The organism is Chondromyces crocatus, from assembly GCF_001189295.1.
Lineage (GTDB): Bacteria > Myxococcota_A > Polyangia > Polyangiales > Polyangiaceae > Chondromyces > Chondromyces crocatus.
In genome coordinates, this window is sequence record NZ_CP012159.1 from 5,897,134 (window position 1) to 5,917,132 (window position 19,999).

General features: G+C 71.3%; 15 protein-coding genes. 9 read left to right on the plus strand and 6 right to left on the minus strand.

Annotated features, from left to right (window positions below; genetic code table 11):
• The first annotated feature begins 73 nt into the window (after positions 1-73).
• Positions 74-1,576 (plus strand): MFS transporter, encoded by a 1,503-nt coding sequence (locus tag CMC5_RS21605; protein ID WP_050432192.1) that lies wholly within the window; start codon positions 74-76, stop codon positions 1,574-1,576.
• 141 nt (positions 1,577-1,717) lie between these two features.
• Here the strand turns inward: CMC5_RS21605 and CMC5_RS21610 are convergent, their stop codons facing one another.
• The 3 genes from CMC5_RS21610 to CMC5_RS47730 all read right to left on the minus strand — a co-directional run bounded on the left by CMC5_RS21610 (position 1,718) and on the right by CMC5_RS47730 (position 7,126).
• Complete coding sequence (locus tag CMC5_RS21610; protein ID WP_156338772.1) at positions 1,718-4,879, minus strand: cyclic nucleotide-binding domain-containing protein; 3,162 nt, start codon at positions 4,877-4,879, stop codon at positions 1,718-1,720.
• 194 nt (positions 4,880-5,073) lie between these two features.
• Positions 5,074-6,342, minus strand: coding sequence for a hypothetical protein (locus CMC5_RS21615; protein WP_245677681.1), 1,269 nt, complete (start codon positions 6,340-6,342; stop codon positions 5,074-5,076).
• Between the two features lie 223 nt (positions 6,343-6,565).
• Complete coding sequence (locus tag CMC5_RS47730; protein ID WP_245677682.1) at positions 6,566-7,126, minus strand: DUF433 domain-containing protein; 561 nt, start codon at positions 7,124-7,126, stop codon at positions 6,566-6,568.
• A gap of 243 nt (positions 7,127-7,369) precedes the next feature.
• Between CMC5_RS47730 and gndA the strand changes: the two genes are divergently transcribed.
• From gndA to pgl, 4 genes are all read left to right on the plus strand, one after another.
• Positions 7,370-8,803, plus strand: a complete 1,434-nt coding sequence (gndA, locus tag CMC5_RS21625; RefSeq protein ID WP_218920024.1) for an NADP-dependent phosphogluconate dehydrogenase — start codon at positions 7,370-7,372, stop codon at positions 8,801-8,803.
• Positions 8,804-9,027: 224 nt separating this feature from the next.
• Positions 9,028-10,518 carry a glucose-6-phosphate dehydrogenase gene (gene zwf / locus CMC5_RS21630; RefSeq protein ID WP_050436045.1) on the plus strand — a complete coding sequence of 497 codons (1,491 nt, stop codon included), beginning with the start codon at positions 9,028-9,030 and terminating at the stop codon, positions 10,516-10,518.
• On the plus strand, positions 10,515-11,708 hold the full coding sequence (locus CMC5_RS21635; protein WP_245677684.1) for a glucose-6-phosphate dehydrogenase assembly protein OpcA: 1,194 nt from the start codon (positions 10,515-10,517) through the stop codon (positions 11,706-11,708). The genes zwf and CMC5_RS21635 overlap by 4 nt, the downstream gene beginning before the upstream one ends.
• A gap of 164 nt (positions 11,709-11,872) precedes the next feature.
• Positions 11,873-12,616: a 6-phosphogluconolactonase gene (pgl, locus tag CMC5_RS21640; protein WP_050436047.1), complete on the plus strand. Its 744-nt coding sequence runs from the start codon at positions 11,873-11,875 to the stop codon at positions 12,614-12,616.
• A gap of 225 nt (positions 12,617-12,841) precedes the next feature.
• Here the strand turns inward: pgl and CMC5_RS21645 are convergent, their stop codons facing one another.
• On the minus strand, positions 12,842-13,243 hold the full coding sequence (locus CMC5_RS21645; protein ID WP_050432196.1) for an RICIN domain-containing protein: 402 nt from the start codon (positions 13,241-13,243) through the stop codon (positions 12,842-12,844).
• Positions 13,244-14,033: 790 nt separating this feature from the next.
• Between CMC5_RS21645 and CMC5_RS21650 the strand changes: the two genes are divergently transcribed.
• Both CMC5_RS21650 and CMC5_RS21655 read left to right on the plus strand, forming a co-directional pair.
• Positions 14,034-15,023, plus strand: a complete 990-nt coding sequence (locus CMC5_RS21650) for a hypothetical protein (RefSeq protein ID WP_156338773.1) — start codon at positions 14,034-14,036, stop codon at positions 15,021-15,023.
• 317 nt (positions 15,024-15,340) lie between these two features.
• Complete coding sequence (locus CMC5_RS21655) at positions 15,341-16,135, plus strand: SDR family oxidoreductase (protein WP_156338774.1); 795 nt, start codon at positions 15,341-15,343, stop codon at positions 16,133-16,135.
• Positions 16,136-16,208: 73 nt separating this feature from the next.
• Here CMC5_RS21655 and CMC5_RS21660 read toward each other — a convergent pair whose 3' ends face one another.
• Positions 16,209-16,598, minus strand: a complete 390-nt coding sequence (locus CMC5_RS21660) for a hypothetical protein (protein WP_050432199.1) — start codon at positions 16,596-16,598, stop codon at positions 16,209-16,211.
• Between the two features lie 833 nt (positions 16,599-17,431).
• On the opposite strand from CMC5_RS21660, the gene CMC5_RS21665 reads away from it, so the two are divergent.
• Together CMC5_RS21665 and CMC5_RS21670 are read left to right on the plus strand one after the other, a co-directional pair.
• The gene (locus CMC5_RS21665; protein ID WP_050432200.1) at positions 17,432-18,247 is read left to right on the plus strand and encodes a hypothetical protein; all 816 of its coding nucleotides are present in this window, start codon (positions 17,432-17,434) and stop codon (positions 18,245-18,247) included.
• Positions 18,248-18,362: 115 nt separating this feature from the next.
• Positions 18,363-18,854: an FHA domain-containing protein gene (locus CMC5_RS21670; RefSeq protein ID WP_156338775.1), complete on the plus strand. Its 492-nt coding sequence runs from the start codon at positions 18,363-18,365 to the stop codon at positions 18,852-18,854.
• A 75-nt stretch (positions 18,855-18,929) separates the two neighbouring features.
• Here the strand turns inward: CMC5_RS21670 and glk are convergent, their stop codons facing one another.
• Positions 18,930-19,955, minus strand: coding sequence for a glucokinase (gene glk / locus CMC5_RS21675; RefSeq protein ID WP_245677686.1), 1,026 nt, complete (start codon positions 19,953-19,955; stop codon positions 18,930-18,932).
• Between the last annotated feature and the right edge of the window lie 44 nt (positions 19,956-19,999).

The following is a 19,999-nucleotide window of genomic DNA, read 5'->3' on the forward strand; positions in this document are numbered from 1 at the left end:
GGCCTCATGCGATCGAGCAGCGCGTCGACTCCCCCCGAAGTGAAGGGCGAGGCCTGCAGGCGGCGCACCCCCCGTGTCTGACGCCCTTCCCAGGAGAGCAGGCCTGCCGCTGGCGCTGCTTGCGGCGCTCGCCTTGTCGACGGCGATAGCTCCCCTCAACTCCACGATGATCGCCGTCGCGCTGCCCGAGATGGCGCGGACCCTGCCAGCCGACTCGAGCGTGCTCCGCCAGGGGCTGGTGACCAGCTACATGCTCACCAACATCGTGCTGCAGAGCCCTGGCGGGAAGCTCGGCGATCGCATCGGCCATCGTCGCGGCCTGGAACTCGGACAGCTCATCTTCGCGCTCGGCGCCGCGCTCGCCTACCTGATGCCCTACCTCCCGGCGCTCATCATCTCGCGCGTCCTCATGGCCACCGGCGCTGCCGTGATGACGCCCAGCGCGATGGCCATGCTCCGCACCGAGCTCCCGACCGAGGCCCGCGCGCGCGCCTTCGGCGCCTTCGGCGCCCTCATCGGCATCTCCGCGGCGCTCGGCCCGAAGATCGGCGCCCTCCTCGTGGCCCGCTTCGGCTGGATCTCCATCTTCCTCGCCAACGTCCCCGTCTTGCTCGCCTCGGCCCTCCTCCGCCGCGTGGCAGGCGCCTCGGCCTCCTCACCCCGCCCGACGGTGGCGAGGGCGTCCGAGCCGACCGCCAAAGACCAGCCCAGCGCACCCAACTCCCAGCCCTCCACATCAGCCCCCGAGAGCGCGGCGCAGCCCCTCGCGACGGCAGCAGGGCAGGGGAAGGGCACGACGGCGCCAGCGCCCTTCGACCTGGTCGGCTCCTTCTTGCTCGGAGCCTCCCTCATCGGCCTCGTGCTCGGCATGGAGAACGCCCCGCTCCGCTGGGCGGCTTTGCTGGGAATGCTGGGCCTCATCCCCTTCGCCCTCTGGGAACGCCGCGTCTCCGATCCCGTCATCGACTTCTCCCTCTTCCGACGCCGTGCATTCCTTGCAGGGACCCTGATCGTCGCCCTCCAGAGCGTCGCCATGTACTCCGTCATGTTCGAGCTCCCCCAGGTCGCCTCACGGCTGTTCTCCTCGGGGAAACAGGATGTAGGCAACACCCTCGTGGTCATGATGGGCGCCATGGTCGTCACCTCCCCCCTCGGCGGCCGAGCCTCGGAGCGCTTCGGCGCTCGCGCCGTCGCCATGACTGGCAGCCTCCTCAACCTCACGGGCATGATCCTGCTCGGCATCGGTCGCCTCGACTCACTCACCGACGCCATGCCTGCCCTCGCGCTGCTCGGCGCCGGCTTCGGCCTCGTCTCCGCGCCCACCCAGTCGGCCGCGATGAGCGACGTCCCCCGTCACAAGAGCGGCATGGCCGCCGGCGTCTCCTCCACGATGCGCTACGTCGGCGGCATCGCCGGCGTGAGCATGCTCGGCTTGCTGCTCAGCGAGCGCACCGAGCGCGACGTCGTGATGCGCGAACACACGACCGTCGTGACCCTCTTCTGCATCGCCTTCGTGCTCCAGGTCCTCTGCACCCTGCTTCTCCCCCGCCGCACCCCTCCGCTCCCACCTCGGTGACCCCCGCGAGCAACCCCTCCACCCCGAGGCACTCCTCCACGCCACCAAGCCCCCTCCACCCCGTCCCATGCACCCCCAGCCTCCTACAAGGCGCGACTCGCACGGGGGGAACCACCTCCGCCGCACACCGTGACCGCGGGCCTACCCCGCGGCCCCAGCGGCCCTCAGGTGCCCCAGCAGCGTCCGGATCACCCCCCGCGCCAGCTCGGGTGACTCATCGAGCAACCCCTCGAACTCCGCCCGCGGGATGCGCAGCACCTTCCCCTCGGTCGTCGCCACCACCGTCGCCGCGCGCGGCGCCCCGTCCAGCAGCGCCACCTCTCCGAACACCGCCCCGGGCTCCAGCGCCCGCACCGCCGCCCCTCGCCGCTCGACCTGGAAGCGCCCCTCCACCACCACGAACAGCGCGTCGCCCGGATCTCCCTCCCGCACCACCTCTTCGCCGGACTCGTACTCCAGCGCCTCGGCGATCTCCGCGACAGGGTACAGCTCCTCCCCGCTCAACCCCTTGAACAGCGAAGAGTCCACCAGCACGACCACCTTCTCGAGCACCGTCGCCATCGGATGCGACGAAGGTAGCGCGCCTGCGTCGAAATTCCGGCACTTCTCCAGCCAGCCGTCGAGCTGTGGCGGCTTCCCGCCCGTCGGCAGCGGCGTCGCCCAGTCGATCTCCAGCAACGCCACCGCCCGAGCGGCCAGCGGACGCGGCAGGATCGTCTCCAGCAGCTCCAGCCCGTGACCTCGCTCCCGCGCCCCCTCGGCCAGCGCGGCCCGGGCCCGCGTGATCAGCTCCCGATCGCCCATCACGGCCGCCAGATCCAGAAGCCGCGCCGACGTCTCCTCGATCCGGTAGCGCACCTCCCGCCGCAGAAGGCCCCGCGTCTCCTCGCGCAGCCCATCCGGGGCCGACGCCCGCTTCGGCGAGAGCCTCCCGAACAGCGTCATCGGGTACAGCAGCGCCAGCGACTCCGCGTACTCCAGCGTCATCTCCATCGCTTGCAGCACGAGCTCCGGATCCACGGCCTCCCCGGTCCTCCGGGACACCGTCGCCAGTGCTCGCGCCACGGCGTTACGCGCCCGGTAGCCCAGCTCCGCGTACCGCACCAGCACCTCGGCGCACGCCTCCGGGCCCAGCCGCGCCAGCACCCGCGCCGCGCGCACCGAGCCCGTCAGCGCGGACCCGCTCGCCACCGACGTCGCCACCGCGGCCCCCTGACCGCGCGTCGTCGGCAGCGCCGCGATCAGGTCGCCCACCGCCTCGGGACCGGCCAGAGAGAGCGCCTCCGTGACGGCCCGCACCTCCGACCCCGTCGTCAACCGACCCAGCAGCGCCGCCACGGCCCCCCGCGCCTCGATCAGCACCGCCGCCCGCGCTGCCGCCGCGAACACCGCCCGATCCGACGACCCCAGAGACAGCAGCACCTCCCGGTGCGCCTGTCGCGCCCGCAGCTCACCCAGCGCCCACAACGCCGCCGCGCGCCGAGGCGACCCGGGCACCAGCGCCTCTTGCCGCAGCACCTCCACCACCGCCGCTTGCCCCACGGGCGTTTGCGGCGCCCCCGAGAACGCTGCCACCGCGAACGACGGCGACGACCCCCGCCCCCCGCTGGCCACCGCGATCCCCCCGAGGCCCACCAGCGCCTCCCCCCACAGCCGCGCCTTCTCCGCGCTCGCCCCCGACCGACCCCGATCGAGCGCCAGCGAGAGCCGCGCCTGATCCGCGCCGCCGCCCAGCGCCCGCGCGCCTGCGAGCAAGCTTTGCTCGATGTCGTCTTCCGGATCCGGATCGGCCAGCGCCAGCAGCCGAGGCCCCTCCCCGGGCCGCCCCACCCGCACCGCCGCCGCCACTGCAGCCCGCCGGATCTCCGCCTGCGGCGCCCGCAGCGCGTGCGCCACCTCGTCCATCGAGAAGAACCGATCGTCGAGCACCGCCAGCAGCCGCGACGCCCCCTCCACGTCCCGCCGCCCCACCCGCCGGTGCAGCGTCTGTGACAGCTCGCGCCCCAGCGCCTGCGCCGTCTGGGGCGACAGCTCCTCCTCGATCTGCCCCTCGCCCAGCGCGTGCGCCAGCGCTGCCATGTAGGCCCGCCGCGCCCTCGCCACGGCCAGCATCCCCACCGCGCCCGTCAGCGCCAGGATTGCCCCCAGCGCGAGCGGTGGCGGCCCTGCGGCGCCGAACGCGGCGAGCAGCAGACCCACCAGCACCCCGCCGAGCGGGTTCGCGAGCCCCTTCGCCAGCACCTTCGCCCGCACCCGTGCTGCAGGAGGTGCTGGCGTCAGCAGCAGATCCTCCACCGGCGCCGACAGCGCGTAGCGGAACGTGTTCTCCGACAGCCGCGCCATCGCAGCCGACACCACCCCGGGCGCGAGCCCGAGCCCGGCGCCCATCGCCACCTGCGACGCGAACAGCGCCTGCATCGAGATCCGCACCCCGAAGCGCGCCGTGAACCGGCTCGACCCGAAGAGCTGCGCCAGCAGGATCAGCAGGTTCGTCGCGGCCCCGAACGTCCCCAGGAAGGCCGCCATCTCCTCGCGCTCGTAGCGCGCCTTCAGCGCCGCCTTCATCGCATAGTCCACCAGGTTCGCCGCGATGGCCCCCAGCAGCACCCCCGCGAGCACCACCCCCACCACGGGCGACTCCACCAGATCGCGCCGCATGTCGACCAGCGCGCGCAAGAGCTTCCCGGGGGGCTCCGCCTGCGACTGCCGCGGTGGCGCGCGCTCCGCCAGCACCGTCGGCAGTGGCGCCGCCAGCGCGGCGAGCACCGCCCCGGCGTAGAGCACCCCGGGCGTCCCCAGCAGCCCGGCCAGCGTCGGTACCGCTGCGCTCGCCACGATCACCCCCACCGTCGCCGCCGCGGCCACCAGCGGCAACAGCCGCCGCGCCTGCCGCGACTCCAGCGCGCTCGACACCGCGCGGAACGTGATCAGCGGGAGCAGCGGCGGCAGCACCAGGAGCCCCACACAGATCGCGTAGAGCAGCGCGCCCGTCGCGCTCTGGCTGAGCAGCGCCGCCCCGGCCACCGACATCGCCGTGATCAGCAGCAGCGCCCCGTCGAGCCGCGGCCCCTCGAAGCGCCGCAAGAGCGCCGCGTACCCGAGCGCCGCGCCGAAGCGCACCGCCGACGTCACCACGTAGAAGCGCGAGATCTGACCCAGATCGAACGCCGAGACGAACAGCGTGTCGGCCGCGATCCCGGCGAGCGACATCGCCCCCACGCCGAGGAAGGCCACACCTGCAGCGGGCAGGACGATGGGACCATCCCCGCGGCGGAGATCGATGAGCGCGCGCAATCGAGACAAGCGACCCTCATTAACACTTCGGCATCGCTCCGGCAGCGCCTCACGCGTGACGTGAGCGCCCGCGCCCGCGCGCTGCACCGTGGGGCCGAGCGGACACTGGCGCGCCTCGAAGCTGGCGCGTCTCGAAGCTGTCGCGCCACAAAAACGAAACGGCGGCCCCGGAGGACCGCCGTTCGACGTTCAGGACGACAGGCTCAGCCGCCGGTGCCCACCGAGCCGCCGACGCTCGCGCTCGCCTTCACGTTCACGTCGATCGACGCGGACGCGCTGGCCGACGCCTCGACGGCGACGGCGATGCAGGCGATCGCCTTGCCGCCGGCCTTGAGGGCCACATCCTTGATCTCCGCGCCGGACTTGACGACGCCGGCCACCGTCGTGGCGAGCTTCTTCCCGGTGCCGAGCTGGATCTTCACGATCGCCGGCAGGGTCGTCTGCAGCGCCGCGATCAGCTTGTTCACGTCGGTGTTCGCCTTGCCCTTGGCAACGACGCGAACGTTCGGCGCATCGCAGGTGAACTCCGCCGCGCCCTTCGCGGTGCACTGCATCTGGCAGCTGATGTCCACGTTGGGGGGCTCGAAGTCACCCGTGCACTTGGGCGCCTTCACCTCGGCCGAGCAGCCGCCGGAGCAGGTGCCGTCGCACTTCGCGCTCGCCTTCATCTCGCACGAGCCCGAGCACTTGCCGTCGCAGGTCCCGGAGCAGGTGCCCTGAGCCTCGGCGTCGCACTTGCCTTCGCACTTGCCGGCGCACTTGCCCTTGGTGTTCTTGCCGTCGCACTTGCCATCGCACTTGCCGCCGCAGGTTCCGGAGAAGCCTGCCTCGCACTTGCCCTCGCAGCTCGCCTTGCAGGTGCCGTTGCACGCGGCGCCCGCCTCGACGTTGCACGAGCCCTTGCACTCGGCCTCGCAGGTGCCGGCGATCTCGCCGCCCTTGCAGCTCGCCTCGAGCTTGCCGGGCGACACGGGCGATCCGCAGTCACCGAGGCAGCTCGTCATGAAGTCGATCGGCACGTAGCACTTCGGCGGATCCACCTCGACGGCGATCTGCGCCTCCGCGTTCGCCTGGAGCATCGCGGTCACCTTGGCGGCCACGGCGGAGCACAGCTTCTCCGCGCCCTTGCCACCACCCGGCTCCACCTTCAGCTCCTCCTCGGACATGCCGAGGTCCTTGCCGAGCTGGCCGCAGGAAGCGATGAGGCTCGCCTCCATCTCGGTGACGACCTTGTCGAGCGTGAAGGCGGCCTCCAGGAAGCCCTTGACCTTCCCCTCGACCGCGGCGCCGCCCTGGAACTTCAGGTCGGCGAAGCTGCCGGTCTCCATCTCGGGACAGCCACCAGCGGCTGCAGCGACATCGCCCAGGGGGCCCGGCAGGGCCGGCAGCGAGCCGCAGTTCACGAGCAACGGCGACGCCAGGCCGAGCATGAGCACGGGCATGGTCACCAACTTCCAACGATTGACGCTCATCTGCCTAAACCCTCCGGCGCCCCTCGGGCACCCCACAAGCAATGCAGCCTGGAAAACCCGTCGCGCGTCCAGAGGCAGAGGACAGCGGCCTACCTTGCGCCGACACCCCCAGCGCTCACCCCGAGCGGCCCTTGCGCCGCGGCAGGTCCCAGTGCGGGCCGTATGCCCCAACTGAAGGGGGCTGTAAAGAAGCAACCGGCGCGTCCGGGCCGTTATGACACGCCTACCGGCGGCCACTGCGAGCGCGCTGACCGCCACCCCCCCGACTGGGGGGTGACGCACCAGCGGCGCCGGGGGCGCTCGGCGTGTCGGCGGCTGCGGGAGGCGTCGCCGAGGGCGTGGCCGAGGGCGTCGCGTGCGGTGTCACGGTGGCGTCGGCGGCTGCATCTGCGCGCGCCGTCGCAGGGCGCGTCGCGGTCGCGCGGGGCGCCTTGCTCAGAGGAGCCTCTGCGTCGAGGAACGGCAGCGTGAGCTGCGAGAGCGGCCGCGCGCCGACCGTCGGACCTCCCTGCTGCTCGAACAAAGCCTGCTCGCGCGCCAGGTCGGCCTCGATGAGATCGAGGTTGTCGTGGGCGAACGCGAGCGCATCGAGGATGCGCGCCGCGCCCAGGTTCGGGTAGCGCTTGAGCAGCGTCTCCACCGAGGCACCACCGCGATGCCACGCCCAGAGCCGACGCACCGGCACCCGGGAGCCAGCGACGTGCGGACTACCGGCGAGCACCTGGCTGTCGCAGCGGACATGCGGGTGGGGGACACGCACACGAGGGAGCGGAGGGACCGCCATCGCCGCGTAGCCTAGTCGCGACGTCGCCTGGTCGTCCAGCGCTCCCACACGCCCTCTGCGCGCATCCCGCCTCCCAGCATGGGAGCATCCGGCCTGCCGACGGGGGCGCATCCGGCCTCCCGGGCGGGGGCGCATCCGGCCTCCCAGCATGGGCGCCGCCGGCTCCGGGCGCGTGCGTGACGGGGCCCGCTCGGTGGAGCCGGGGCGCCCCGTGTGGTACCGCCTTCAGCGAGGGAGCAAAGCATGACGACAGAAATGGACATCGGGGTCGCGGGGCTCGGCGTCATGGGCCGGAACCTGGCGCTGAACATCTCGGACAAGGGTTTCTCTCTGGCCGTCTACAACCGCCACTCCGACCCGGTGAAGGCGTTCGCTGCCCATGCGCAGGGCAGGGAAGTCGCTGCCTGCACCACGGTCGAGGAGTTCACCCGCTCTCTCAAACGGCCGCGGAAGATCCTGATGCTCGTCAAGGCGGGCATCGGCGTCGAGAACACCATCGCCGCCCTCAAACCCCACCTCCAGGAGGGCGACATCCTGGTCGACGCCGGTAACGAGCACTTCGCCGTCACCGAGCGCCGCGAGCGAGAGCTGTCCGCGGCGGGGATCCGGTACTTCGGCATGGGCGTCTCCGGCGGCGAGCTGGGCGCCCGCAACGGCCCCTCGATGATGCCTGGCGGCGAGCGCGCCGCTTACGAAGCCCTTGCGCCCATTCTCACCAAGATTGCCGCGCAGCACGCCGACGGCCCCTGCGTCGCCTACATGGGCCCGGGTGGCGCCGGCCACTACGTGAAGATGATCCACAACGGCATCGAGTACGGCGACATGCAGCTCATCGCCGAGGCCTACGATGTCCTGAAGACGATCGGCGGCCTCTCCAACGACGAGCTGGCCGAGGCCTTCTCCGCCTGGAACGAGGGCGAACTCGAGTCGTACCTCGTCCAGATCACCGCCCACATCTTCACCGTCCGTGACCCCGAGGGCCAGGGCCAGCTCCTCGATGCCATCCTCGACGCCTCCTCGATGAAGGGCACCGGCACCTGGACGGTCGAGGACGCCGCGTCCCTCAACGCCGCCATCCCCACCATTGCCAGCGCCGTCGACGCCCGCGTTCTCTCCTCCGACAAGGCGGGCCGCCTGCGCATCGCCAAGATCCTCGCCGGCCCGGACCCCAAGGACGCCGGCCGCGTGCTCGCCGGCTTCGACCGCAAGGCCCTGATCGACGCCGTGCGCGACGCCCTCTACGCCTCCAAGCTCTGCAGCTACGCTCAGGGGATGAACCTCCTCCGCCTCGCCTCCCGCGAGCGGAAGTGGAACCTCGACCTCCCCGAGATCGCCCGCATCTGGCAGGACGGCTGCATCATCCGCGCCCGCCTCCTCAGCCGCATCAAGGCCGCCTTCGCTGGTGATCCCGAGCTGCCCAACCTCCTCCTCGACCCCTCCCTCGCCAAGGACCTCGCTGGCCGCCAGACTGGCTGGCGCAAGGTCGTCGCCCTTGCCGCCGAGGCCGGCATCCCCACCCTCGCCACCAGCGCCTCGCTCTCCTACTACGACACCCTCCGCCGCGAGCGCCTCCCGGCCAACCTGGTCCAGGCCCAGCGCGACTTCTTCGGCGCCCACACCTACAAGCGCCTCGACCGCGAAGGCGACTTCCACACCGACTGGAGCGCCACCTCGTGAGCAAGAGCGACGAGAAGCCCACCAGGGGCGATGACGCCACGCACGAAACGAAGCCGCGTACGGACGGGAAGCCGCGCACGGACGAGAAGCCGCACGCCGACGAGAAGCGCAACGCCAGCGAGACGCCCGGTGCCGACGCCAGCGAAGCGAAACCCGCCAAGCATGACGCCCAGCGCAGCCGGGCTGCCGAGGACGGCACCGAGGGCAACCCCCTCCGCGAAGGCATGCCCGAGGAGCGCAACGCCGCTCCGGCCGCGCTCGTCATCTTCGGCGCCTCCGGCGATCTCACCCGCCGGAAGCTCCTCCCGGCCGTCTACAACCTCGCCTTGAGCCGCCTCCTCCCGGGCGGCTTCGCCGTCGTCGGCGTCGCGCGCCGCGACAAGCCCGACTTCGCCGACTCCATGCGCGAGGCCGTCGACAAGTACTCCCGTCGCCCCCTCGAAGACGCCGTGTGGAGCGACCTCGCCCGCGGCATCTCCTACGTGAAGGGGGACTTCGACGACGACGCCACCTACGAGGCCCTCGCCAAGGAACTCGACCGCCTCGACCAGGAGCGCGGCACCCGCAAGAGCCGCGTCTTCTACCTCGCCGTCCCCCCCGACCAGGTCACTGCCATCGTCCGGGGCCTCAGCAAATCGAAGCTCATCTCGCCCTCTGGCCACGACGACGACGACCGTTTCGAGCGCGTCGTCGTCGAGAAGCCCTTCGGCGAGGACCTCCCCAGCGCCCGCGACCTCAACCGCGGACTGAGTGCCCACCTCTCCGAGTCGCAGATCTACCGGATCGACCATTACCTCGGGAAAGAGACGGTCCAGAACCTCCTCGTCCTGCGCTTCGGCAACACCATCTTCGAGCCCCTCTGGACGCGCCAGCACATCGAGCGCGTCGAGCTGACCGTCGCCGAGGACATCGGCGTCGAGGGCCGCGGCAAGTTCTACGAGAAGGTCGGCATCACCCGCGACATCGTCCAGAACCACGCCCTCCAGCTCCTCACCCTCGTCGCCATGGAGCCTCCCTCCTCGTGGGACGCCGACGCCGTGCGCGACGAGAAGGTCAAGGTCCTCCGCGCCCTCCGCCCCATCACCGGCAAGGCCGTCCTCGACCACACCGTCCGCGCCCAGTACGCCGCTGGCGTCGTCCGCGGCGAGAAGGTCCCCGGCTACCGCGAAGAGCCCGACGTCGCGAAGGACTCCCTCACCGAGACCTACGTCGCCCTCCGCGCCCACGTCGACAACTGGCGATGGAGCGGCGTCCCCTTCACCTTGCGCACGGGCAAGCGCCTCGCCCGGCGCGTCGCCGAGGTCGTCCTCCACTTCAAGCCCCTCCCGCACGGCCTCTTCCGCGGCCGTGACGGCGACCAGCCCAACGCCCTCGTGATGCGCCTCCAGCCCGACGAGGGCATCTCCCTCCGCTTCGCAGCCAAGGTCCCTGGCAGCGGCATGGCCCTCCGCGGCGTCACCATGGACTTCCGCTACGGCGCCGCCTTCGGCTCCAGCACCCCCGAGGCCTACGAGCGCCTCCTGCTCGACGTCCTCCGCGGCGACGCCACCCTCTTCACCCGCTCCGACGAGGTCGAAGCCCAGTGGCGCTTCATCGACCCCATCTTCGCCGGCTGGGCCGCCGAGCACGCCAAGGTCGCCACCTACCCCGCCGGGAGCTGGGGCCCCGAAGCCGCCGACGCCCTCGTCGCCCCGGATCGCTGGAGGCGCCCGTGAGCGCCTCGCCCAGCTCCCCGAGCTCCAGCGGCTCCAGCGGCTCCAGCGGCTCCAGCGGCTCCAGCGCCTCCGGACCCGGCGCGCCTGGCGCTCCTCGCAAGCCTGCGCCGCCGCGCAGCACCGGCCCCATCGCCAAGGAGGTCGCGCGCGTCGAGTCCGAGCTCAACACCTTCTGGTCCACCCCCGACGAAGGCAAGGACGGCCAGCCGGTCGCCAAGACCCGCGCCTCCACGATGACCTACGTCGCCGTCGGTACTGCGGACGAGGTCGCGCACCTCGAGTCCCAGGCCGAGGCCCTCGAGGCCACCCACGCCGGCCGATCCTTCCTGATCACCGTCGACCCGAGCATCCCCCCCGCCGAGATCGAGGCCTCCTGGACCGCCACCTGCCGACGCGACGGCGGCGTCCCCATCTGCCGCGACCGCGTCACCCTCTGCTTCGGCGCGGGCGCCCACGAGCGCGTCGCCTCCGTCGTCCGCGCCCTCGCCCTCGCCGACGTCCCCCTCTTCGTCGAGGCCGCTCCCGGCGCTCCACCCGACGTCGCCGAGGCCCTCGTCGCCATCTGCGACCGCCTCATCCTCGACTCCGCCGAACTCCCCACCGCCCGCGTCGCCGAGCTGGTCCAGGCGAGCCGCGGCCCCGTCGCCGACCGCGCCTACATCCGCACCCACTCCTGGCGCGACCTCGTCGCCCGCTTCTTCGACCAGGCCCCTGGCGCCCATCGCTTCATCCGCCGCGTCGAGATCGCGCGCACCCCGGGTGACGGCCCCGATCCCGCCGCCCTCTTCCTCGGCTGGCTCGCCTCTCGCCTCGGCTGGACCTTCACCACCCGCACCCAGGCCACCGACGCCGCGGGCGCCACCATCGAGATCGCCCTCACCGACGCGCCGCCCCCTCCCGAAGGCGACACCGGCGACGCCGACCCCTTCCGTCGCCTCGACGCCGTGCGCATCCAGACCACCTTCGAGGACAAAGCCCTCTCCCTCACCTGCGCTCGCCTCGACGATGCCCCCACCTCCGTGCGCTGGACCCTCCGTGGACCGCGCACCTGTGCCAGCGAGCACGTCCACCCCCTCGGCCGCCGCGACGAGACCTGGGTCCTCATGAAGGCCATCAACGCCACCGAGGGCGACCAGGTCCTCCGCGACGCCTCCCTCGCCGCGGCCACCTGGAGCGCGCTCTCTGCCTGATCGGAGGTCCCTCTGGAGCGCCCTCTCGACCCCACCAGGGCTCGAACCGAACCCCTTCAGCCGCCGGCCACCCGTGCCGCATCACCCGACGGTGTGGAGCGCGCCCTGATCCCGTGGAGCGCGCCCCGATCGACAAACCCATCCTTCAGCCCGAGGAGACGACCATGAGCACCACCCGAACCCGCCCCGAGCACGAAGAGACGATCATCGCCCACGACGACGGCGAGCTCGCCCGCCTCGGCGCCGAGCTGCTCGCCCGCGCCCTCCTCGAGGCCGTGAACGCCCGTGGCTGCGCCCGCATCGCCCTCTCTGGCGGCGGCACCCCGGGCCCGACCTACGCGCAGCTCGCCACCTACGATCTCCCCTGGGACGTCATCGACTGGTTCTGGGTCGACGAGCGCGCCGTCCCCCCCGAGCACGACCGCTCCAACTACGGCGCAGCCCGCCGCGCCCTCGCTGCCGCCCCCATCCCCGAAGCGCGCTTCCACCGCATGGAAGCCGAGGACAGAGACCTCCCCGCTGCCGCTGCCCGCTACGACGCCCTCCTCCGCGGCCAATTCGGCATCGCCTCCGCCATCGCCTTCGACGCCATGACCCTGGGCATCGGCGACGACGGCCACACCGCCTCCCTCTTCCCGAACATGGGCACCGTCGCCATCGCCGACCGCCTCGTCGCCGGCATCCCTGCCGATCGCACCCCGGGCGAAGGCCCGCGCATGACCCTCACCACCCCGGTCATCCACCACGCCCGCTTCGCCCTGATGATCGTGAAGGGCCCCGCCAAGCGTGACCCTTTGAAAGCCGCCCGCTCCCCTGGCTCCGAGGACGAGGTCCCCTCCCGCATCGCGCAAGGCATCCAGGGCCGTCTCTGCTGGCTCCTCGATCGCGCGGCCGCTGGCGAGGGCTGAGCCGCCAGCACACGCCTCTCGCCACCCGCGGAACCTCGCGGACCGCTGCCGGAGCGCGCTCATGCTTCGAGCGTGGGTGTTCCAGACTGCTGTGGGCAATCTCGATGACTATCGCCGTGCCGTCCGGCGAGAATCGCTTGGTGCGGGGAAAGACGTGTCAATGGTCGACGGACGTGTCGAACCGCGCGCCCCGGACCGAGCGGCTCGGGGCGCGTCGTGCTGGTCTCAGCCCGAGGCCTCGACGAACTTCCAGCTGTAATCCTTCGGTTCTCCGCCCTTGTAGGCGATCACGTTCTCGCCTTCATAGGCGATGAACGAGGTGTACTTCTTGTTCTTGATCTTGTACCCGCCGTCGCCGTACGCCTCGAAGGACCAGGTTTGTTCCTCGCCGTCGTTGCCGTCATACATGCCGACGGCGCCACCGGAACATCCGAGGAACTGGCTCGTGTTGCCACTCTTGATCTTGTAGTAGTGCCCGTCCTTGTCGGCGGGCTCGAAGTACCAGTGCTGCTCGTGGTTCTCCGGGCCGCTGTACCCGACCACCTTGCCCCCGCTGGGCGCCAGCACGCTGGCCTTCTTCGTGTTCTTGATCATGTAGCGCTTGCCCTGCACGAACGGCTTGCTCATGGATTCCCCCTGCTGATTGCATGACGGGAGCGGGCACCATTGCCTGCTCCCCTCCGGCCGATACCCCTCGGGCCCTCGACCGGAACGACGTTTCACTGCGCGCGCACCCAGGGCCTCGAAGAACCCCTCGAGCGGCGAAACGAGCCTCGAGCGGCATCCTCCAGCGCGCCACCCGGCACACCTTAGGCCACCCCCTCGGCCCGGCCACGGCTCATGAGCGCGTGCGTCGTGAAAGCCGGGAGCATGTTAGGGAGAACCCACCACTGAATGCAACGATCAAACGGAGGAAATGTCGAAATGAGCGCGATCATGGATGGCCGAGACGAATGAAATTTCATTCGTGGGCGCGACGTGGTGCCGAGGACGATCCGCGCATTCGGCAGCGGCGTTCCGGGCACATCGGAGCGCGCCGGCGTGCTCGTGAACCCTGCCCGCCAGGGGACGGGTGCGGGGGAGCGCGAGGCGTGACCCATCTCGTGCGGATGCGTGCCGGGCGGCGCGTTCCAGGAAGCGTGTTCGTCGTCGACGCTCGCTCCCGCGGCCCGTCGAGGCATCGCTGGGCCCGTCGGGGGCATTGCGGCGCCACGGGCGCCACGTCGGCGTGCCCTCTCGTCGTTATCGTGGAGACGCAGCCGCGTCGCGTGGTGACGCTACCGCGTGCGCGGCGGACAGAGCGAGGACACTCGCCACTGCACTGGACCCGCTCGGCGCTCCCTGGTCCGCGCTCCGTACCGAATGCAGCGACTGCTCACCATCTGTCTGGCACACCGGGTGCAAATCTGTCCGCTTCATGACCCGTCCTGGTGCTCCGTCCGTCGCCCCGCCCTGGCCTTTACTGTCCAACACGCTGGGGGACGCTGGTGGAGCCGTGGAGCTGCGCGCTCCCTTTCCGGCCATCACGCCCCCGGTGCTCTCCGTGCCCGTGTCCGTACCGCGACCTGCCGCGTTTGCGCCTGCGCTGCGCCGCAGCTGGAACCTGCGCCGCAGCTCGGACGGGGAGACCCTGGTCGTCACCTTCCACGGCAAGCTGACCGAAGCGGACGGCCGCACCTCCGTCCTCGCGCTCGTCGCCCAGCTCGCCCGTGGCCCTGCCCGCGTCGTCTGGAACCTCCACGAGATGACCGGCTACGAGGCCGGTGCGCGTCTCGCCTGGCAGCGCGGCCTGTGGCCCGTGCGCCACTGCATCCGCAGCCTGGAGGTCATCGGCGGCAGCCCCGTGGTCCGCGTCGGCGCCGTCACCTTGACCATGGTGCTCGGCCTCGAAGCGCGCTTCTACAGCGCGAGCAGGCCTCCGCCGGCACCCGACTCCAGCTTGCCCCTGGAGGCCCTCGGCGTCGCCTCGTCCGCGGTGAACCCCGCGCTCACGGCGAGCCTCACGAGCCCAGCGCCCCCGGCGACGCCAGCGCTCCCGGCGACGCCAGCGCGCGCTGCGAGCCCAGCGCGGGCGCTGATCCCAGCGTCCCCGGCGAGCCCGGCGCGCGCGCTGAACCCGGTGTCCGTGGTGAGCCCGGCGTCCCCGGCGAGTGCCGGGTACATGGCGACCATGGCGCTCACGGCGAGCCCAGCGCTCATGACGAGCCCAGCGCTCACGGCGCGTTCGGCGAACACCACGACCTCCGCGAATCCATGGGTTTCGAGCGCGTGTCCCGTGAGCCAGCGGCCCACGAACCATGCCCCGGCCTGCCAGTCACCGTCGACCCTGCGCTCCTGCACCGATGCGGGACCGAGCTCGCGCAGCGGCACGCCTGGTCCCCGCCCCGGGAGGCGCAAGGCGGCCTGAAGCGTGGGCATGCGCGTGCGACCGGGCCGCCAGCGCTCATGCCTCGTGCGAACGGACTCGCTCTTCGGCGTGCGCACAAGCTTCCCAGCGCCGCGCGACCTCGCTTGCACGGAGCGCACAGCGCCTTGCTCCCCACGCGCGCAGCTCGGCGCGCCCTCCGCGCCCGTGCGTCCCGGTCCTCCGCCTGCGTGCGCGTGACGACAGACGCATCGCGAGGGAGGACGATCCCCGCCGCGCGCGTGCCCGGAGCGCTTCTCCCGGAAGACGTGGTACGACCTCGCGGCGGATGTGCCGACGTCGGCGCAGGAAGGATGTTCATGGCTCGCATCGCGCTCATCACCGGTGGTAACCGCGGCATTGGCTACGAGGTAGGACGACAGCTCGGGCAGCGCGGCGTGGAGGTCATCCTCACCAGCCGCGACGACGCTGCAGGCCGCACCGCCTGCGACGAGCTCCTCGCCGAGGGCGTGAGCGCGCGTCACCATCGCCTCGACGTCACCCGGGACGACAGCGTGCAGGATCTCGCTGCGTGGGTGAAGGCCGAGCTGGGCGGGCTCGACATCCTGGTCAACAACGCCGGCATCGTGTTCCAGGGCTTCGACGCCGAGATCGCCCGTCAGACCATCGACACCAACTTCTTCGGCCCCTTGCGGGTCACCGAGGCCCTGCTGCCGTTGCTGCGCCCCTCCGGACGCATCGTGATGATCTCGAGCGGCCTCGGTGATCGGAGCAAGCTCGGCCCCGAGCGCCGCGCCCGTTTCGAGACCCCCTCGCGCCTGACGCGGGACGCCTTGATCGCCGAGATGCGCGCCTTCGTCGCCGCCGTCGCCGCGGGACGCCACGAGGCCGAAGGCTGGCCCAGCTCGGCTTATGCCGTCTCGAAGATCGGCCTCAACGTGCTCACCGATCTCGTGGGCCAGGAGCTTGCCGCCGCCGACCGCGGCATCCTGTGCAACGCCGTCTGCCCTGGCTGGGTGCGCACCGACATGGGCGGCCCGAACGCCCACCGCTCCGTCGAGGAAGGCGCCGACACCCCGGTGTGGCTCGCCATCTCCCCGGACGTCACGGCGCAAGGCGCGGTGTTCCGCGACCGAAAGCCCTACGCTTGGTGACCGCATCGGGTTGGTGAGCGGAGCGGGCTGGTGAGCGGAGCGGGTTGGTGCGCGGAGCGGGCCGCGCGGCTCCTCAGCGTCTCGGGGCCTGCTCCAGGGTGCGCGCCAGGTGATCGCCGAAGCGGCTCATCAGCTCATCGAGGTGCTTCGCCTCCGTCACGTCGCTGTCGAAGATCCGCCAGGTCGTCCCTTGGCGCTTTTCGATGTGGAGCGGGACGATCAGCGAGCCCGTCATCTTCTCGTCCCGGAAGGGGATCATCGCGCTGAAACTCACGATGTCCTCTCGCGCCTGGTTCGCGTCCTTCTCGACGTGGAGCTCCCGGAGCAGCTCGTCGGGCCAGCCCAGCGTCTTCAGCGCCAGGTAAGCAAACCGTTCGGCGAACTCGGTGTAGGTCTGGCTCGCGAGAACACTCCTCCGCAGCCACGAGCGCAGGAACGAACTGTAGGTGTGTCGGGTTTCCATCCTCGTCTCCAGATGGAGGGCACGCCCGGCGCGTCACGAGATCATGGATCTCTGGCCCCCTTGCGCTCGGAGCGTAGCAACCTTTCCTCCGCGCGCCCCTCCAATCACCCGCCGCGCCCCGCGACGTACTCCTGCTGTGGTGACCTTCGGGCGCCATGTCGAGCCTTGGCAGCGCGAGGCGGGGGCCGCCGGGCGCCTGCGAGGCCACCGAGGCCCTCGTGCGCCCCTCGTCGGAGGACGACGAGACCATCGCGCTCTCGGTCGGGCCGCATTCCGGTGATGGCGGGACCGTCGCGGCGTCGATGGGGCAGCGGTCAGGTGAGGGGGGGCCATCGCGGCGTCGATGGGGCGGCGGTCAGGTGACGGGTAGGCCATCGCGGCGTCGATGAGGCGGCGGTCAGGTGACGGGTAGGCCATCGCGGCGTCGATGAGGCGGCGGTCACGTGGCGGCGAGGCCATCGAGGCGTCGATGAGGCAGCGGTCACGTGGCGGCGGGGCCATCGCGGCGTGGATGGGGCGGCGGTCACGTGGCGGCGGGGCCATCGCGGCGTCGATGAGGCGGCGGTCACGTGGCGGCGGGGCCATCGCGGCGTGGATGGGGCGGCGGTCAGGTGACGGCGGGGCCATCGCGCTCGCGTGGGACCTTGGTGGCGGTGACCTCGGGGCCACCTCCGGCTCGACGCTGGTGCCGATTGCACGACGCATGGAATGGGCCAGGTCTGTGCGTCAGGTTCGGTCGATTCTTTGACGGGCCCGGCATTGACGATCCCGATCGGCGACTTACCGTGGTCTCCGCCCGGACCGATCGGTGTCTGTCCGGAGTGGAGACAGCCATGCGTTTACCTGCTCAGACCACCTCGTCGTGGGGTTACATCGAGTTTGCTTGTTACACTTGGTCCTCGCTCGTCGCGTGGTCCGAGTTCCCGGCCCTGTCTCAGGAGGAGCGTGACGTGCTGGCGCGTCTCGCGGCGGATCTGAAGGGCCACATCGATCGCTTGCTGGAGGAGGCGCGGACGACGGAGACTCAGCGCCTGTTCGCGCGCCCCACGGCGCGGGCCCGCCAGCATGCCTGGCTCGCGCTGCTCAAGCGCACCTTCACCGAGGCCCAGTCGCTGGTGAGCTTCCGGCTGGGTGGCAACTCCACCGATCACCCGCTCGTGCGGGAGTTCTTGCCCAGGCTGCAGGCCACCATCTTTCGCAAGAAGCTCGGCGAGCGCGCCCACGAGGCCGACAAGGCGACCGCGCGCCTCGAGGGGCTGCGCGGCGACTTCCCGGAGAAGGCGGCGCTCGTCGAACGGCTGCGCGTCGCCACGGTCGGCACCCATAGTGCCGTGGCCACCCATGAGGCCGCCCTGAAAACCTGGAGCGTGATGCGCTCCGGCGAGGTCGTCGCGAAGCGCCGCCTGCGTCTGGCGCTGGAGAAGACGCACCGCGCGCTGGGCATGCACTTCGTCGGGCAGCACGACTTCGTGGAGTCGTTCTTCCCGCGCGCGGAGAGCGAGAGAGAGGAGAGCGGCGAGGAGGGAGGTGCTGCGGGCGAGGTCGCGACCAGGAGCGATGCCGAGGCAACAGCGGGGGTGAGCGCATCGCTCGTCACCTCGTCTGGCGCCGCCGAAGCAGGCACCAGCACCTGGAGTGCCGAACCCTGATGCCATGAGCTGGCGCGCTGGGGCTCACGTGACCGTGGGGCCGGCCGTCGCTCTCCAGCGCTTCTGCTGGGCCCGAGGGCGGTTGTCGGGCGAGCGCGCGAGCCGATGATGTCGCGTGGTAGACTTGGCCATGTCGAGCTGGGAGATCGAATACTGGGGGCATGAGGACGTGCCGCTCGCGTACTTCACCGGAGCGGCGTCGTCGTGGGGCGGTGGAGAGCGGTTTCCCGTCGAAGGTTCGCTCGACGCGCTTCCCAGGGTCGTCGAGCGGCTCGGGTGGAACCCAGACCGGATCGAGGGCCTCGCGCGCGCGAGCGCCGTGATCTCGGTGGGGCGCCGGGTCGGAGCGAGCGTTCGCATCGCCTCGTCGATCGTCGCGCCCGATCACGTGATCTTCTTCGTGGTCGACGAGCGCCTGTTCCTGGTGGATGTCGGCTCCACGAACGGGACAGTGCTGAACGGAGGCGAGGTGCCACGAAGCGCTGGCTCGGGGCCTCTTCGTCCCGACATCGAGCCGATGCGGCCCTACGAGGTCCGCGATGGTGACGTCATCACGCTGGCCGGTGGTTTCCACCTGAAGGCGCACGCGGTGCGGGCGGGAGCGTGACCTCCAGGATCCTCGTCGGCGAGGGGCGCAGGAAGGGGGCCAGTGGCGCAGGAAGGGGGCCAGGGGGCTCGCGGCTCAGCCGTCTTCGAGCTCCGCCGAGAGTTCCCGCGCCACGTCGAGGGCGCCGCGCACGCCGACGAGGGAGTCGGTCACCACGGCGACGGGGATCTGGCCGAGAAAGTCGGCGAAGCGGCCCTTCTGCAGGAAGGCGTTCATGAACACCTCCTTGCGCTCGGTGACGATGTGCTTGGCGATGTTGCCGCTCACGAACACGCCGCCGAGGGCCATCTCGCGCAGGGCCATGTTGCCGGCCTCGGCGCCGTAGATCTCGGCGAAGAGGTCGACGGCACGGGTGGCGGGGCGGAAGGCGCGGGTGAGGCCCAGCTCGGTGATGGCGGCGTTGCGGTCGCCCTGGGCGAGGCGGCGATCGACGGCGCGGGTCATGCGTCCGCCGCGGGACACGAAGAAGTCGAAGAGGGCGCCGAGGCCGTCACCCGAGAGCACGCGCTCGTAGCTCACGTGATCGTTGTAGCGGGAGTGCATGAACTGCCACAGCTCGATCTGGAGGGCGCTGCGGGGCGCGAAATCGGCGTGCCCGCCCTCGGTGGGCATGGCGAGGTGGCGGTCGCCGGTCCACACGAGGCGCGCCTGGCCGAGGCCGGTGCCGGCGGCGATCACTGCGGCGTTGCGGGCCTTCACCCGGGGAGCCTTCTCGGTGAGCTTCACGAGCGACTTGCTGGGCAGGGTGAGGCAGCCGCGTGCGCTCACGACGAGATCGTTCACGAGCGAGACGCGCTTGATCTTCAGCCGCTTGGCCAGCTCGCCCTCGGCGAGGCGCCAGGGCAGGTTGGTCACGGTGGCGATGCGGTCCTTGATCGGGCCGGCGATGCCCAGCACGGCGACTCCAGGATGCGGCGCGTTGGAGCGGGCGAGGAAGGCGAGGGCGATCTCCTCGAAGCTCTGGTGCTCGCGGCTCGGGTAGGAGGCCTCGGCGATCACCTTGCTGCCGGCGCTGTCGTACAGCGCGAGGCGGGTGTTCGTTCCGCCGATATCTCCCACCAGGAGCGACATCGTCTGCTTCGCGCGCTTCTTCGTAGCCACGTGGCGCCGTTGCCAGCGGAGCGACGGGGATGCAAGGCGAACCC

What these genes read in the sequence shown, in the direction of transcription:
- gndA (WP_218920024.1), top strand. Translation starts at nt 7,370, where the DNA reads ATGACGACAGAAATGGACATCGGGGTCGCGGGGCTCGGCGTCATGGGC.
- CMC5_RS21655 (WP_156338774.1), top strand. Translation starts at nt 15,341, where the DNA reads ATGGCTCGCATCGCGCTCATCACCGGTGGTAACCGCGGCATTGGCTAC.
- CMC5_RS47730 (WP_245677682.1), bottom strand. Translation starts at nt 7,126, where the DNA reads ATGGCGGTCCCTCCGCTCCCTCGTGTGCGTGTCCCCCACCCGCATGTC.
- CMC5_RS21645 (WP_050432196.1), bottom strand. Translation starts at nt 13,243, where the DNA reads ATGAGCAAGCCGTTCGTGCAGGGCAAGCGCTACATGATCAAGAACACG.
- CMC5_RS21665 (WP_050432200.1), top strand. Translation starts at nt 17,432, where the DNA reads ATGCGTTTACCTGCTCAGACCACCTCGTCGTGGGGTTACATCGAGTTT.
- CMC5_RS21660 (WP_050432199.1), bottom strand. Translation starts at nt 16,598, where the DNA reads ATGGAAACCCGACACACCTACAGTTCGTTCCTGCGCTCGTGGCTGCGG.
- CMC5_RS21615 (WP_245677681.1), bottom strand. Translation starts at nt 6,342, where the DNA reads ATGAGCGTCAATCGTTGGAAGTTGGTGACCATGCCCGTGCTCATGCTC.
- pgl (WP_050436047.1), top strand. Translation starts at nt 11,873, where the DNA reads ATGAGCACCACCCGAACCCGCCCCGAGCACGAAGAGACGATCATCGCC.
- zwf (WP_050436045.1), top strand. Translation starts at nt 9,028, where the DNA reads ATGCCCGAGGAGCGCAACGCCGCTCCGGCCGCGCTCGTCATCTTCGGC.
- CMC5_RS21650 (WP_156338773.1), top strand. Translation starts at nt 14,034, where the DNA reads ATGACCCGTCCTGGTGCTCCGTCCGTCGCCCCGCCCTGGCCTTTACTG.